Origin of the sequence: Pseudomonas sp. efr-133-TYG-23, assembly GCF_030209215.1 — a bacterium.
Lineage (GTDB): Bacteria > Pseudomonadota > Gammaproteobacteria > Pseudomonadales > Pseudomonadaceae > Aquipseudomonas > Aquipseudomonas rhodesiae.
Window position 1 is genome coordinate 208194 of the sequence record NZ_JARVSL010000013.1, and the last position, 13802, is coordinate 221995.

The 13802-nt window shown below is 49.1% G+C and carries 15 protein-coding genes; 9 read left to right on the top strand and 6 right to left on the bottom strand.

Annotated elements, in window-relative coordinates:
- Positions 1-94 precede the first annotated feature (94 nt).
- From QRN41_RS08685 to QRN41_RS08695, 3 genes are read right to left on the bottom strand one after another with little or no spacing between them, the layout of a single operon-like run.
- Positions 95-934, bottom strand: a complete 840-nt coding sequence (locus QRN41_RS08685; RefSeq protein ID WP_167416629.1) for an MBL fold metallo-hydrolase — start codon at positions 932-934, stop codon at positions 95-97.
- A 21-nt stretch (positions 935-955) separates the two neighbouring features.
- Positions 956-1282, bottom strand: coding sequence for a hypothetical protein (locus QRN41_RS08690; RefSeq protein ID WP_167416628.1), 327 nt, complete (start codon positions 1280-1282; stop codon positions 956-958).
- Positions 1275-1835 carry a sugar ABC transporter gene (locus QRN41_RS08695; protein ID WP_167416627.1) on the bottom strand — a complete coding sequence of 187 codons (561 nt, stop codon included), beginning with the start codon at positions 1833-1835 and terminating at the stop codon, positions 1275-1277. The genes QRN41_RS08690 and QRN41_RS08695 overlap by 8 nt, the downstream gene beginning before the upstream one ends.
- A gap of 158 nt (positions 1836-1993) precedes the next feature.
- Here QRN41_RS08695 and QRN41_RS08700 point away from each other — a divergent pair, with 158 nt between their 5' ends.
- Positions 1994-2920, top strand: coding sequence for a LysR substrate-binding domain-containing protein (locus QRN41_RS08700; RefSeq protein ID WP_034139218.1), 927 nt, complete (start codon positions 1994-1996; stop codon positions 2918-2920).
- A 289-nt stretch (positions 2921-3209) separates the two neighbouring features.
- On the opposite strand, the gene QRN41_RS08705 is transcribed toward QRN41_RS08700, so the two are convergent.
- Both QRN41_RS08705 and QRN41_RS08710 read right to left on the bottom strand, forming a co-directional pair.
- Positions 3210-4247 carry a PIN domain-containing protein gene (locus tag QRN41_RS08705; RefSeq protein WP_285421455.1) on the bottom strand — a complete coding sequence of 346 codons (1038 nt, stop codon included), beginning with the start codon at positions 4245-4247 and terminating at the stop codon, positions 3210-3212.
- Positions 4244-4411 carry a hypothetical protein gene (locus tag QRN41_RS08710; RefSeq protein WP_502941875.1) on the bottom strand — a complete coding sequence of 56 codons (168 nt, stop codon included), beginning with the start codon at positions 4409-4411 and terminating at the stop codon, positions 4244-4246. Before QRN41_RS08710 ends, QRN41_RS08705 begins: the two co-directional genes overlap by 4 nt.
- A gap of 307 nt (positions 4412-4718) precedes the next feature.
- Here QRN41_RS08710 and QRN41_RS08715 point away from each other — a divergent pair, with 307 nt between their 5' ends.
- From QRN41_RS08715 to QRN41_RS08730, 4 genes are all read left to right on the top strand, one after another.
- On the top strand, positions 4719-5948 hold the full coding sequence (locus QRN41_RS08715) for an ABC-three component system protein (RefSeq protein ID WP_285421457.1): 1230 nt from the start codon (positions 4719-4721) through the stop codon (positions 5946-5948).
- A complete protein-coding gene (locus QRN41_RS08720; RefSeq protein ID WP_087715960.1) occupies positions 5945-6610 on the top strand; it encodes an ABC-three component system middle component 1 in 666 nt (221 codons plus the stop codon). Before QRN41_RS08715 ends, QRN41_RS08720 begins: the two co-directional genes overlap by 4 nt.
- Entirely contained in the window at positions 6585-8924 is a 2340-nt protein-coding gene (locus tag QRN41_RS08725; protein ID WP_285421458.1) for an AAA family ATPase, read from the top strand. The genes QRN41_RS08720 and QRN41_RS08725 overlap by 26 nt, the downstream gene beginning before the upstream one ends.
- A gap of 807 nt (positions 8925-9731) precedes the next feature.
- Complete coding sequence (locus QRN41_RS08730) at positions 9732-10784, top strand: hypothetical protein (RefSeq protein WP_087715957.1); 1053 nt, start codon at positions 9732-9734, stop codon at positions 10782-10784.
- A gap of 462 nt (positions 10785-11246) precedes the next feature.
- Here the strand turns inward: QRN41_RS08730 and QRN41_RS08735 are convergent, their stop codons facing one another.
- Positions 11247-11618 (bottom strand): plasmid mobilization protein, encoded by a 372-nt coding sequence (locus tag QRN41_RS08735; protein ID WP_068967679.1) that lies wholly within the window; start codon positions 11616-11618, stop codon positions 11247-11249.
- A 492-nt stretch (positions 11619-12110) separates the two neighbouring features.
- On the opposite strand from QRN41_RS08735, the gene QRN41_RS08740 reads away from it, so the two are divergent.
- The 4 genes from QRN41_RS08740 to QRN41_RS08755 all read left to right on the top strand — a co-directional run bounded on the left by QRN41_RS08740 (position 12111) and on the right by QRN41_RS08755 (position 13801).
- Positions 12111-12320, top strand: coding sequence for a TraC family protein (locus QRN41_RS08740; RefSeq protein WP_124401818.1), 210 nt, complete (start codon positions 12111-12113; stop codon positions 12318-12320).
- Between the two features lie 2 nt (positions 12321-12322).
- Positions 12323-12547 (top strand): hypothetical protein, encoded by a 225-nt coding sequence (locus QRN41_RS26275; RefSeq protein ID WP_124401819.1) that lies wholly within the window; start codon positions 12323-12325, stop codon positions 12545-12547.
- 268 nt (positions 12548-12815) lie between these two features.
- A complete protein-coding gene (gene trbJ / locus QRN41_RS08750) occupies positions 12816-13610 on the top strand; it encodes a P-type conjugative transfer protein TrbJ (RefSeq protein WP_285421459.1) in 795 nt (264 codons plus the stop codon).
- A gap of 2 nt (positions 13611-13612) precedes the next feature.
- On the top strand, positions 13613-13801 hold the full coding sequence (locus tag QRN41_RS08755) for a hypothetical protein (RefSeq protein ID WP_140920011.1): 189 nt from the start codon (positions 13613-13615) through the stop codon (positions 13799-13801).
- Position 13802: the final 1 nt, after the last annotated feature.

Consider the following 13802-nt stretch of genomic DNA (forward strand, 5'->3'; position numbering starts at 1 on the left):
AAAACCCGCCCATGCGGGTTTTGTTGTTTTCAGGCTGGTGGTTTGCGGCGGGTGGGCGCCGTAGCCGACGCATCGTAGGCATCGCCAACAGCCGCTAAGTTTCGTAGGAAATTTTGTAGGTCTTGCCTAGCCGTTCGACACGTGCAAACCCGAGTTCGCCAAGGTGCATACCCGCGATAAGAATCTTATCCGAGCTAACAACACTCAATAGTTTGGATCGTGTTTCGGCGCTAAGAAGCGGATCTTGGTCGAATGCAATGGATACATCGGGACGAGCAATCTGAATTTGGGGGAAATGAACGATATCCCCCCAAACCAGCAGACTACGACCATTGGAATCGAGACGATAACCGCAATGTCCTGGGGTATGCCCCAGAAGAGGCATCGCACTGATGCCAGGCAGAACTTCGTTATCAGTAAACGTGCGCGTCTTCTCCCGATACTGATCGAACACCTTGCGAGCAAACAGAAAGTTGCCACGAGCCCGCTCACTCGCTCGGCTGAGGTGACCATCATCCTTCCAAAAAGAAACCTCGCGCTGGTGGACGACTAACTCTGCATCGGGAAAGGCTGCTTCCCCTGAAGAGTCAAGCAGGCCCCCAACATGGTCGGGATGAGCATGGGTCAGAAGAATGGTGTCAATGTCAGCGGGTTGCACCCCAGCAAGCGCGAGATTCGCCTTTAACTTGCCGCCCCACTGCTTGAAACCACCAGCCCCCGCATCGATGAGGATCGTGCGGCCCCTTCCACGCACCAGGTAACAGTTGATGTGAATCGAGGATGGGTCGCTCACACCTGCGTCCTGCTGCAACTTGTACGCCTGCGTAGGATTAATGTTGGAGAGAAGATCCAGACTTGCGCAAAGGTATCCATCACTGATGGCCGTAATCGAAAAGTCGCCGATCTGCTGGCCCGGAAATTTCATGTCGTTCATTGCGGCACTCCTTGCGGATCATCAGTTCCGCGCGTAGAGGGTATCGGCTGGATAGCCAAAGCAACGGATGCGTGCCGTTAGCCCGGCATGGCGTTTTATTGCCTCATCCAGTCGCGCCATGAAATCGTCCATGACCGATGCCGTTCTGAACGGTTCGAGGCGGTACTTGATTTGCGCGTAAGCAGGATGCCCACGCCCCTGGCGAGCAGCGACATAGATGACATGCACGTTGTCCAGCGCAGCCTGGAGGACGTCCGTGCAAAGCAGGGTGCATCGTCCGGTGAGTTCCGCCAGATTCGCTTCGGGCGGCATCTTTTGCGCCTGGATAAAGATCGTCAGGTTAGGCATGTCGATTCCGCCCCTGCGTCTGGGGCACTGCGCCATTGCCACCGGTCAATTGCGCGGTCATCGGTGCATAGAGGTGCACGTTCTTTGGAAGGGTATTTGCACCAAGACTAATGGCGCTATCCAGCTTCGCCAGCCACCTGTTTTCAGGACATTTCTCCAATGCGACCGCCCACATCTGCTCAGGCGTGAGCCCCATCTCGATGAGCGGCTCGGGACCGACTGCGCTCACGATCAGATACTCGCCTTCACCGATGACAGGCGCGCGCTCAAGGCCGCCGTAAAGATTGCGGTGCCAATCGGTAATGTACTGCTGCCAGCGTGCGAAGTCGCCCCCGCCCTTCTGGCGATACTCATCACTTTCAAGCACAGCCAGACCGTCGATCGAGTGCATGGCCAGGTACACAGGGCAACCAGTGCTAATCGCTTTGAAGCGTTGCGAAGTATGGAACCCACTTACGGAAATAAGCGCGGGTAACTTCTCCAGGCTATAGAAATCATTCCACAGTGCTTCGCTGACTGGGTCAGCAAAGCTGCACTCGACGGTATAGATCATGGATAGCTTGCTACCGGCCTTTTCGTAGGTCCGGCCCTAATTATTGATGTCTAGTCATGCTATGACCTTGATCTCGGCGTATAAAACGATTAATCGATATGCTTCAGTGACAAAAGATCAAGCTAAGCTGGATCGCCATCATCAGAAAGGGAACGCTCATGCGAAGGAAGATCCCCAGCAGCACGGCACTGACAGCATTTGAAGCCGCCGCCCGCCACGGCAGTTTCGCGCGCGCGGCAGAGGAACTGTCTTTGACTGAAGGAGCTATCAGTCGCCAGATCGGCCGGTTGGAAGCCTTCCTCGGGGTCACGCTGTTTGAGCGGATCGGCAATCGTGTCCGACTCCTTCCTAACGGAGAGCGTTACGCGGCGCAGGTTCGCGAATCACTTGACCGCTTGGATCGGGACAGTCAGTACTTGATGGGGCAGCCGAACGATGGCGCAAGCCTGGACATTGCCACTATCCCAACGTTCGCGATGCGATGGCTCATCCCTCGCTTGGGACGCTTCCAGCAGAAGCATCCGAACATTACTGTGCATTTGGCCGAGCGCATGGAGCCCTTCGTCCTGGCCGGTAGCGGATTCGATGCTGCCATCCATTTCGAACACCCGGCGTGGACGGGCATGCAAACTCACCAACTTTTGCATGAAGTGCTGGTTCCGGTTTGCCATCCTGGACTTCTGACAGGACGCAATCGAACAACCGCATTGGACGAATTACCGCGCCTTCACCGACGACAGAACCCTGACGCTTGGCAACACTACTCCCAAGAGGTGGGAAGCCCGCTGACCAATCCTGCAATTGGCGCACGCTTTGATCTCCATGGAATGTTGATAGAAGCCGCATTGGCCGGCCTCGGCGTTGCGCTAGTACCGCGCCTGTACGTTGAGACCGAACTGGCGTCAGGAAGCCTGATCGCCCCGTGGCCGGACGGAAAAACCATCTCTAAAACCTTCTGCCTCATCCTCCCTGAGCCCATCGAATTGGGTAGAGAGCCAATACAAGCTTTTGCTCAATGGCTGCTCGACGAAGCAAAGAAGGGAACAGAACTTGCCCGCGGCGATCATCTTCTTCGCCTCCCCTAGACGCTCACACGCTTGAGCCAGGGTGATCCCGCCTAAGCCGTAACGACCGGAGCTGACGTCACACAGACACGCTGCCTGGCGATGCACAAAGCTGCCAGAATTTGCCAGCCCCAAAAAGCCAAAAGCCCGCAGTTACGCGGGCTCCAGGGCATTTTTTGCTAGTGGGTGCCGGACAATGCCGGACGTCCAATCATTCCCACTCTATTGTAAATAGCTGCCTAATCCCTTTTAGATTCAATAGATTGAGAGATACAAAACTATAAATACCATGAAAAAAACCATGCCAACCTTACGTATCGAGCATATCCCACTCGTCTCCGAGTACCCAACGTATTGCAGACAGCTTGCCATTGATCATCCCCCACTCGAAGTCGGTCCAAGGCCCCAGCCCTTCGGGGCCCAACTCTTCTTCCGCTCTCTTCATCGATGCGAGCATCCCCTCCCAAATCGTATGCACAAGTAAATTCGGCCGCTCTTCCGGCGCGGCTTGGTCCCACACATCTTTGGTCACAAGCTTTTCTTCACCGTCTTCGACGCGAGCGATAATGTTCCATTTTCTGTTGTACCAAACCTGCGTTGTCAGCTTACTCTCCGCCTCAAGCAGTTCAGAAAGCTGTCGTGGATCTTGACTGTATTCGCGCTCAAATCTGGTCTCTTCGATCAGGTCGCTCGCGAACTCGCTAAGCAGCGCACTTAGGTTGGTCTCGTATCGCGATCGCACACCATCAAAAAGGGAGGCCAAATCGGGATGAGGGAAACGCGTGTCAGCTCCCTTTTGGCTGAAGTCGTGGATGTTGTGGGTCACAAAGGCAAAAACATCATCATCTTTGCGCACGGCTAGCGCATCAATGTAAGTCTCGATAATGATGGCATCGCCAATCCCGTTCATTTGCCGGTGAAAAGGGGCAATCTTGGCAATAGCTCGATCCGCAGAGCGCACCTTGATGTTATCGCTGACAGGGACTGGCGTTGTCTGCCCGAACAATTTTTCGATCAAATCCACCGCTTCGTTCACAGCCTCTCCGCCAGTAGCAACCCGATGATCGACCTCGTTTAGCTGCTTCAGCGTCGCTTCCAGCCCTTCTTCTGGGGCAAATTGCACAATCGCCTCTCTGACACGCTTAAAGTGGCTAGAAAGACTGGCTCGACTAGCCGCCATGACTCGATCCCGATTCCGAGCAAATTCCTCAATAACGATCTGCGGCATGATAAGAATGACCTCGTCGGCTTCGGCCATTGCGGACAAAGCATCCAGTAAAGGAAGGTGTCGGGGGTCTTTCGTAAGGTCGAGCCATACCGACGTATCGATCAACAGGTTCAATCTCATTCCCACTCGCTCCATGTCGCGCTGACCGTGCCGACGCGATCCTTACCGCCCATCCCTTGTAGCTGACGCAACAGGATGGCCAATTCGGCGAGATCGCCGCCGCGACGAACTTCGGCAAGCAGCGCCTCTGCATAGGCCGGATTTGCGAAGAAATAGTCAAGCATAGCGTCGTCATGCGACCTATCTTTCATTGGTGTCTTACTCCTTGTAAGAGCAGGTTTCGGTAACCGAATGCAGCGCCAGACCAGCTAGAAGGGGAATACTATCGTCCCAGCTGACCTGTTTACACGCTGAAAACATTGCTATGCATCCAACGGTTACAGCGATATTCGTGAGCGATCCGACCATGGAGGATGAGCTCTGCGAGATCACGCTCATGTCCAGTTTACGGATCTTCAGAAACCTGTCATGGCTCTGTGATATCGTCCCAATGCCCAAGTACAGCATGCCCGTGTGGTGAAAGGAGTCAACATGAGCGACGAGGAAGCAAGCAAATACCCGCATAGCGCTATTTCCACCTGGAGCGGATTTGTCTACCAAGGCAAAGTGGCGCTCTATCATTCCCTCAAGCTAATCAATGAAGGCGATACTCGATTCGAGCTACAACTGGATAGCACTGACGACTTCGCCATTTACAAAGATAACAAACTAATTAGCGCCCATCAGGTGAAAGCAAAAATAGGTGATTACCGTAGCAATTACAAGGAGGCTTTAGAAAAATCAGCCGCCTTGGAGCTAGATAGAGTTGCCGGAATCAAAAGATTTTTTCATATATCGCTACCAATTAATGACCATAGCGACTACGTGCATCCTTCAACTGGCGAACGCGTTGAATTCTACTCATATGGTAAATCTAAACATTGCGCACTTGATAAAATAGAAGAGCTGACGAAGCAAATCATCAAAGAAATTTATGCCAGTCAAAATGTAATCTTTGATGACAGTCTACTGGACGCAAATTACTGCCTGCTATCAGACAGAATCAGCTCAGAGGCTTTAGCCATTCATGCAAAAATTCAAAATGAAGGTGACACTCAACGTCAGGCAGCTTACAAAAATCGAATAGATGCTGCGAGCATTCTTTCAGGCATAACGGATACGAATCCGTATCAACGAAAAGACTATTACGCAATTGAACTTAAAGCGCGCCTTCACGCTTACCTTGAAGAAAGACTGGTCGAGTCATTACCAGGCATGTCGGACGCAGCATATGAAAGAGCCAGAAGTATTTATGCGCTGATAAGACTCTCAGAGGGCGGTGACTTCAAGATACTTTGCCAACTAATGAAACCTTCAGAGAAGTTCTCACGCATTCAAAGTTCAGACATACGTCGATATTCCGACCTCGTCCACACGATTAGTGCTGACCCAATCTTAAAACGACTGCCGCACTATTTAGACAGCAATAACAAATTCTACGCCCCAACGGCGCTTTACCTACCAGAACCAACAGATAAAAAATATTGTACCTCTGAGATTATCGCTGAAATAAAAGATAACGACGACCTTGGCAGACTGCTCTTCGAATTTAATAACCTGATTGCAGCCAAGGCCACAGAAAGCTTTACAATCGACACCAAGTATACAAACTGTTTCGATGAAAGTTCTATAGTCGCTCAAGAACGCATCGACAGCAATATTACGAGAAGTTTGTGCATCAGTATTTTAACAAGAGACGACGCAGAGGCGCGACTTAAATGATTATTGACCTGATCCACCAAGCCCTAGCAAGTCACGGGTTTTCAAAAGTTAAAAGCAATGATACGACTGGCTTCTATGTTCGAGAAAAAGATACAGCGATCCGATTTGCAGTCTTGCACAGGTTAGACGAGCTGATGAAGCCTGGAGATCTCAACGCAGCCATCAATCAGTGTGCGCCGGAGGAGTTCCTTACTGACCCAGCCTTTAAAAAGAACTGCGACCTGATCTGTATTCATCACCTAGACAAGTTAGCCGAATTTAAAAGTCATGAAGAACAGATTTTTGAAATTGAAGAAGATCCACATTTTTATAAAAAATATGTGCTTTACTATAGCGAAGCCGAAGTTGAAGCTATCAAGGGGCTAGATTTCGGCAAGCTAAATGAATTAATCTCAGACAAATCGCAATTCAACATTTATAAAAAAGACCCCACAGCAGCCACTAAATATAGTGCAGCTGCAAAAATCTTCATCAAACTGCCCTTCCTAGCACTTCACATCAAAAAGGTAGAACTAGTACCTCTTCGCCTACAAATTGAGGAAGCAGTGGCCGAAATCGACCTTGCCAACATTTATGGAACAGTACAAAAACTCGGCCAAATTAACGCCGATGATATAATCAAGGAGCTGATTAGCTATGAACTGGCAAATATCCAAAATTGAGATCTCTAGTTTCAAAGCCTTCAAAAAAATTAATCTCGACTTCGGCGACTCATCGCTTTTAACATTAGACGGCCCCAACGGGTTCGGCAAAACTAGCGTTTTCGACGCTATCGAGTTGCTATTGACCGGTAGCATCAAACGTATTCGCCAGCTCTTTAACACATTAATGATGGGCAACAGAACCAACTATGAGGACAACTTACTCTGGAATAAACGATCCGGAAAGAAAGATTTAGCGATAAAAATTGAGTTCTTCAATGGCGATCGAAAACTTATATTGGCAAGGCATACTGCCGCAGCAGAATTTGAGGAGCAGGCCAACAATCGCGCCGACCAATTCAACCACCTCATTCTCTACGAACTTCCCGACTTTGAATCAAACAACTACATATCAGAAAATCTCCGCGACGAGAGTTTCATTGAGGAGCTTTTCGGAAAAAACTTCAAAGAAAACTTCCCATACCTAAATTATTTGGAGCAGGGCCAAAACCAGCTTCTGCACACGAGGGTGGACAAGCGTAAGGAGGCGCTAAACAACCTCTTTAATATTCGCGACGTGAAGGCAGAGACTGACAACTGCAGAGCTATCGCTACGCGGCTGACAAAATTCATCGGCGATCCGAAACGTGCCACCGATTTATCAAGGCTTAAAACTGAGGCTGACTCGCTTAAAGGAATGATTCAAGCTGACTTAGGAGGAATTGAATATAGAAAAATCTCAACCGCTGTACTCCAACCAGGCTGGGACAAAGAGCTACCCTTCCCTACCTACGCTGCCGAAATCCACGCTGAGTATGTTGAAAATCTTCGGCGGCTTGAAGAGTTAGTTACACTAAAGAACGCTATACAGATTAAAGATAAAAACGAGGGGATTGAAAAGTACATTGAGATAAACACAGACTTTGTGAAAAGCTTGGCACGCTTTGGCAGCGATCTAGAAAAGCTAAATGGTCTCGACGTCACCAAAAATGAATTAAACGAACTAAATAAATCCGTGGGCATCATAAAACGGGGCGTCATTGTCATTAAAGCCGATGAGGCCAAAAGCCTTCCTGGATGGACCCAAGAACGCTTGGGCTGGTTCTTAGAGCAAATAGTCATCCGTGACGCGCTTCAGCAAAAAAGCAACTCGAACGCCAATGCTGCTGTCGAGCTGAATCATCTAAAAGCAGAACTGCTTGCAGAGCACGCCAAGCTCTATGCTGACGATCAACACTGCCCGCTGTGTGGTGCAGATTGGCAAACTCATGACACTATGCTGCAAAAGATTGAGTTCAGGTCAAAGCAGATCAATGACGCGCTAAGCGCTGATAGCCTGAACCTGATCAATCTCACCGGGGTTATGACTGCAGAGCTAGCCACGATTGAAGCTCAAATCCACGCTAGGGTTGCGCAGTTATCCGTGGGGTACAACATCGCTCTACATGATGCCCTGCTCCTTGATAAAGCTCGATTGCCTGCAATCACCAAACTCGCAGCCCGGCTTCAGGCTTTAGGTGTGCAGCTCAACTACCCATTCTCCGAAAATGAGGCGGTGGTAGACACTAGGGTTCAGCAACTGACAGCTTCCATTAGAAGCCAGAAAACACCTGAAACAGAACCGCTGCCGGAAGACTGGAGAACGGTAATCACTGCAGCCTTCAAAGAGCTCCAAGAGTTCTACATCGTCGAGCCTCAAGCCCTGAAAGACAAGGGGCTATACATCGCAGTTAAAGCTAACGAAGCGAAGAGCAACAGGCTAAAACTTTGTGTTGATGAGCTTCAGGTAATCCAGCGTGAGAACGAAGCAGCGAGAATCGCTAAGGACAAGGTCAATACGCTAAAGACAACCTTGGAGAAGACGGAGCGCAGCTACTCTGAACAAACCATTGCTGAGATTGAGCTGATTTTCCATATCTACAGCGGACGGCTTATCCAGAACTATCAGCGCGGATTGGGGCTGTTCATTGAAAGCAAAGACGGAAAAGAACTTAGATTCCTGACAGCAGAAAAGTCTGAGCATGATGCGATTTTGTCAATGAGCTCCGGGCAGGTGTCAGCTCTCAGCCTAGGTTTCTTCCTTGCGCTTAATAGAGTCTACTCGAGTGTACCGCTTATCCTGATCGATGACCCTTCCCAGTCGCTGGATGAAGTCAACATCGCCTCTCTGACTGACCTGCTACGCTGTGAGTTTAGCAATCGTCAACTGATCGTTTCCTCGCATGAGGATGACATCTCCGCGTATATGCGCTACCGGTTCACCAAGGCAGGCCTCAGCACCAGATCGCTCAACATGCAGCGCTTGGCTAAAGACGCCCTAGTAGCGGCAATCTGAGTCACAACGATAGGGGGACATGGTAACCGCTCCATGAACCCCACATTCAAAGCGCTAATCTGATGTCCGATTGCCCCATACTGCCTATAGCTACCCCCCCCCCCTGATGAGCTAACGTCTATTCACGCCTACAACCAAGGAAAAACATGGCTCGACTAAATGGCATCACAGAAACGTACTGGGCTTCCATGAAAGAGGATGACAAGCTCAAGTGGAAATTTTTTAGTAAAGGGTTAGTATTCTTCGGAACACTATACCTAACGAAAACAGGTTTTTTGCCATTTGACTATGCTGTTGCAGCTGCAACTACAATTTTTTCGATGCTTATCATCGAAAGCCAACGCACCTACAAACGATTCAGTCCAAAGCTACGCAAAAGAATCGTCCGCACGTGTATATTCCTAGGAACTTGGGGCACTACCACTATAGGAGTTCTATACTTCTCTCTTGTGGCGGCTTCTGCGGCCAGCGGTGCGCTAGAATCCTACAATTTAGTACTCTCCACAAACCCACGAGACTTATTCAAACTAGCGATCTTAATACCAATATTTTTGGTCGTGATTTTTTACACTCCAATAAAGATTTTTAGAGAATTACACATTGAGCAGATCATCTACCGCTTACCACACACTAAGCTTATTGACTTGTTAGTAAAAAAGAAATTTAAAGCAGACAGCCTACTCTCTTTCTTAAATTTTGAGTATGCCATAATAGCGTCATGCACTCTGTACTCCATTATCCTTACGGAGCTTGTGCGGGCATATTTGTCCCCATTCATAAAAACTATAGCCTCAAGTGGATGCTTTTATGCTACCCATCAAAATTCAAGACGGCCACGAGATTAACAAATCAAACTTTCTAAACATAACTCCCTCTAGTAAAATACTTAATGAGGTTTTTCAATCAAACAACCTAATAGATGCCAGATTAGATATAGCAACGAAAATTTGCGACCGTTTTCGGCGAGAGGTTGAGCACCTAAACAATTTAATCAAAGCAACAGCTCTTGACCGATCAGGCTGGGTGATAAACTTTAATTTCTGCGCACTAGATATTTTTTATGCTGAGGCAGGTCAATCTCTATTTGCCCCCCAAAACACCTATGAGCTTAGGGTATCACTAGGCGTACCGGTAATTACTCTATCTGTGGTTTTAGAGCTGATGGAAATATTAGAGTCAACGCCACCCCGAATAGACGAACCGGAAAACCTAATTAAACCCAACTCTATAACAGTAATATTCAATAACCTGACCAAAGAAGAAAGCGTGAGCGACCTCGCTATAGAGCTTGCACTGGACACCTGCCTCCTACTTTATTTCCATGAGCTGTCCCACATATTATTCGGACATTGCGACTATCAAACCTCAGACGAAAACGAGCTAAGGGCGATCGAGCTTGACGCCGACTTCAATGCTGGATCTTTTTTCTGCTCATTGGTGTCGGAGCTTCCGGACCCTCTTCGAAGACCAAGCTCTACAAATTCAATAACTGAGCGTCTAATACGAGCTTCCTTCATTCTAGGCACAATCCTTAAAGCCTGTTCAACAAAGTCAAAAAAGTACCATTATCCTACCGTCCGCGTAAATTGTTTCGTGGGCGGTGGTGCATATTATATTCGTCATAGCGCACTTAATCCGAACGTAACAACTGACAGCCAAGAGGACCAATATTGGGAGGAACAAACAAATCGCATACAGCCCCCTCTACTAGAAGCGCTGAGAAAGTCATCGCTTGCCTACTACGCTGGCACCGAGATCGAAATTGACAAAGACAGAGATGAAATGGACACCATAACTTACACAACACGTAACAGACTAAAGGATGGTCCACTAAAGCATTTAAAGATCCCCATCCGATAAAACCGCACGTACAAGCCTGACGAAGCACCGTGCCAGGCCAAGCCTTTAAATCAAGGTAAATGCAAATCCCACTCACTCAAAAGGTTTAAGCCTTCTCACTTCAACACAAACTCTGCGACTATTTACTCAGTATCTTCGCTACTGGGTATTTGTCGCTCCAGAATGAGATCGTGAGCACAGCATCAGATATCAGATTAACGCTTTGAATGTGGGGTTCATGGAGCGGTTACGGTACCTGGCATGTGCCCCTGGTCGTTTACTTGAGGAGCCACCAGCTATTAATAGCTTATTTTAGCTTTCAATGTTCTTTTAAAACGCTCTTACTTTACTACTGGAACTGATCAGTACATCGCCCCAAAATTCCGCACTACTACATCAATAAAAAGTAACTCCCTAAAAGAAAATTAACGCCTTATATAAGCCTCTATCCAATATCTGGCCACAAGTGTATTCAGCAAATTTTTATTTGTGAGCTTTAACTATAGTGCCCATCTTCATACCTATAGCTACCTGCAACCTCCGAAACTCCATCATCAGGCTTTCCACATCAATGGCGTTCGCGCTTTCTCCACGCTTCTCTGCAAGCCACAGTTTCAACAGACCAGCAACCCGCCCGAGGTCGCCACTGACCTTGGCCAATTCACCCACAGCGGTCAGGTCAACGACCGACCGAATGGGAGTGTTCATGCCTAGGGCGCGAAGGTAGCCCGAGCGGGACATTCCAGCTTCTTTGGCCTTGTCAGTGATCGCCGCCTTTTCCTCGTTAGTAACCCAAACTTCGATTGGCTTGCCGCGTCGGCGAGCCGTCGTTTTTTCTTTGGTTCCGCTTGTCATAGGTGCTCCAGCTGTTGCTGTGTTTTGCCCTTAGACGCGGCAGCGGCTGTGCGCCTCGCAGAGCAAGATCCGTTGAGCCGAAGGCGAATAAGGGGCAGTGATGGATGGGTTCGGGCTTGCCCGTACCCGTACAACACACATCTTGCCGTCTGCCTGAGTGCAATTCAAAGAAATTTAGTGCTAATAGCCGTTTCGGTAAAGTCAGTTGCCTTAAATTTCCTTGAGTTGCGTTAATTCTCCCTAAGTTGCCTAGAGCTGCATTAATTCAGGTAAGGAATTGCCTAAAATTGCTTTGAATTAACTAAATCGACTAAATTTAAATCAATGGTTCAAACAGGACGGAAAAAGTATGATTTCCGGCCAACTTGCCGTACCCACGCTTAGCTCGCAGCGATGTCGACCCTGATATGGTTAACAACTCCAGCGGTCGGTAGAATCTCCGCTACCCACAATAGATCAAGGCCGAAACGGCACCAAAAAGGAGCATGAAAAATGGCTAGAAAAACTCTTTCTGAGCGTCGAGCTGATGCCTGCTCTGAACTAGAGATGGCTAAGGCAAGGCTTGCAAAACTAGACAATGAGGCAGCAGAAAGAATTGCAAGAATTGCAATAAAATCAGGATTAGTTAATCTTGATCTTGCGGACGATCACATCCGGGAAGAATTCGACAGAATCGTGGAAAGGATAAGCAAGAGGAATTGATTATGAAGACAGCCCACCGCATCAGCGCTTTGGCCACTCAACTCAACGAACTGCAAGCCTGCCTCGGTCGAGCCAGCGGGCAATCTGGTAAGCGTATTGTGGAGGCCCAGCGCATTGCGGCCGAGCTAGCTTCTTCACTCGAAGAGTGGCACCTTGAGACGCTGCACATCCCTGAAACTGAGCGTTGCCTCTACCGCACTCATAATCCTTATTACGCAGCCCACTGACGCCGCGCACCAACTTATAAAAAGCGCACTTCGGTGGGATTTTTTCGTCCGCAAAACGCATCAAACCGGACAGCCGATTCTTCTTCCTCATGAAAGAAAAACCCTAGACAAACCAGAGAGTTGGCATCAGTTAAGGGGTTGATTGACGGACAGTTTCCGGACGCAACTTATTGAAATCTATGCGGATAGACTATTATCCGCATATTCAAAACAGCGCCATATCGGAGAATAATCAAGCCTCAAGTTACTACAAAATGAGGTATTCGGTATGGAAATAGAATCGCAAAAAATGTCAGTTTATATCGCTCGGATATTTGGCCGAGGCGCGGCGCTAGCTGTGGCAATGGCAACCACAAGCCTTGGTGTAGTTCTCTATATGACACCTGCCCCGGCTTACGCCATTTACTGCTCTAACTGCTCGACGTTCTATCAACAGATGTTCGAGTACGCTGAGCAGGTCAACACGGCGCTGAACACCGCCGAGCAACTGCAAACGCAAATTCAGCAGTACCAAAACATGGTCACGCAGGGCACGGGCTTGCCCGATTCGATGTTCGGCAGCATCGCGTCTGACTTGAAAAGCGTGGTCAACATCTACAACCGCTCCCAAGCCTTGGGCCGCCAAGTCCAGAACATGGATTCGCAATTCAACACGGTTTTTCCCGGCTTCGAGTACTACCTAAATCAAGCAGCGAACTCGGCAGAGTTCCCGGCGCAGGATCGCTATCAAAAGTGGTCACAACAGGGCCGCGACAACGTGAAAACGGCGATGGAAGCGACGAACCTCAATACCAGCACCTTCGAGTCCGAGAACGCTCAGCTAGACCGCATGGTGGCTCGTTCGCAGTCGGCCATTGGTCGGATGCAGGCGATTCAGGCGGGCAACGAAATTGCCTCGCAAAACGTGCAGCAACTGCAAAAGCTGCGCGACCTGCTGGCCACGCAAATCAACATGCAGGGCAATTACATGGCTCAGCAAGGCGACCGGAAGACTGCCAGCGAAGCCGCCGAACAGCAGTTTGAAGCGCGCAAAAACACACGCGGCGGCGTGAAGGAGTACTGAGAATGACTATTTCGAAATGGATCATCGCATTGATGTGCGCCGGATCCGCACTGGCCGGTTACATGGTTACCGTGGTGGTTCAAAGCAATAGCGAATGTACTGCGATGGCTGAGCAACAACGTCACCAGCGTGACGCTGATGCGTCGTTTGAGGCGCGCCCGAACACTCGCGGCGGTGTGAAGGGATACTAGC

Excerpts from the sequence above, each read along its gene's own strand:
- QRN41_RS08685 (WP_167416629.1), bottom strand. The coding sequence starts at position 934 with ATGAACGACATGAAATTTCCGGGCCAGCAGATCGGCGACTTTTCGATT.
- QRN41_RS08690 (WP_167416628.1), bottom strand. The coding sequence starts at position 1,282 with ATGCCTAACCTGACGATCTTTATCCAGGCGCAAAAGATGCCGCCCGAA.
- QRN41_RS08695 (WP_167416627.1), bottom strand. The coding sequence starts at position 1,835 with ATGATCTATACCGTCGAGTGCAGCTTTGCTGACCCAGTCAGCGAAGCA.
- QRN41_RS08700 (WP_034139218.1), top strand. The coding sequence starts at position 1,994 with ATGCGAAGGAAGATCCCCAGCAGCACGGCACTGACAGCATTTGAAGCC.
- QRN41_RS08705 (WP_285421455.1), bottom strand. The coding sequence starts at position 4,247 with ATGAGATTGAACCTGTTGATCGATACGTCGGTATGGCTCGACCTTACG.
- QRN41_RS08710 (WP_502941875.1), bottom strand. The coding sequence starts at position 4,411 with ATGCTTGACTATTTCTTCGCAAATCCGGCCTATGCAGAGGCGCTGCTT.
- QRN41_RS08715 (WP_285421457.1), top strand. The coding sequence starts at position 4,719 with ATGAGCGACGAGGAAGCAAGCAAATACCCGCATAGCGCTATTTCCACC.
- QRN41_RS08720 (WP_087715960.1), top strand. The coding sequence starts at position 5,945 with ATGATTATTGACCTGATCCACCAAGCCCTAGCAAGTCACGGGTTTTCA.
- QRN41_RS08725 (WP_285421458.1), top strand. The coding sequence starts at position 6,585 with ATGAACTGGCAAATATCCAAAATTGAGATCTCTAGTTTCAAAGCCTTC.
- QRN41_RS08730 (WP_087715957.1), top strand. The coding sequence starts at position 9,732 with ATGCTACCCATCAAAATTCAAGACGGCCACGAGATTAACAAATCAAAC.
- QRN41_RS08735 (WP_068967679.1), bottom strand. The coding sequence starts at position 11,618 with ATGACAAGCGGAACCAAAGAAAAAACGACGGCTCGCCGACGCGGCAAG.
- QRN41_RS08740 (WP_124401818.1), top strand. The coding sequence starts at position 12,111 with ATGGCTAGAAAAACTCTTTCTGAGCGTCGAGCTGATGCCTGCTCTGAA.
- QRN41_RS26275 (WP_124401819.1), top strand. The coding sequence starts at position 12,323 with ATGAAGACAGCCCACCGCATCAGCGCTTTGGCCACTCAACTCAACGAA.
- trbJ (WP_285421459.1), top strand. The coding sequence starts at position 12,816 with ATGGAAATAGAATCGCAAAAAATGTCAGTTTATATCGCTCGGATATTT.
- QRN41_RS08755 (WP_140920011.1), top strand. The coding sequence starts at position 13,613 with ATGACTATTTCGAAATGGATCATCGCATTGATGTGCGCCGGATCCGCA.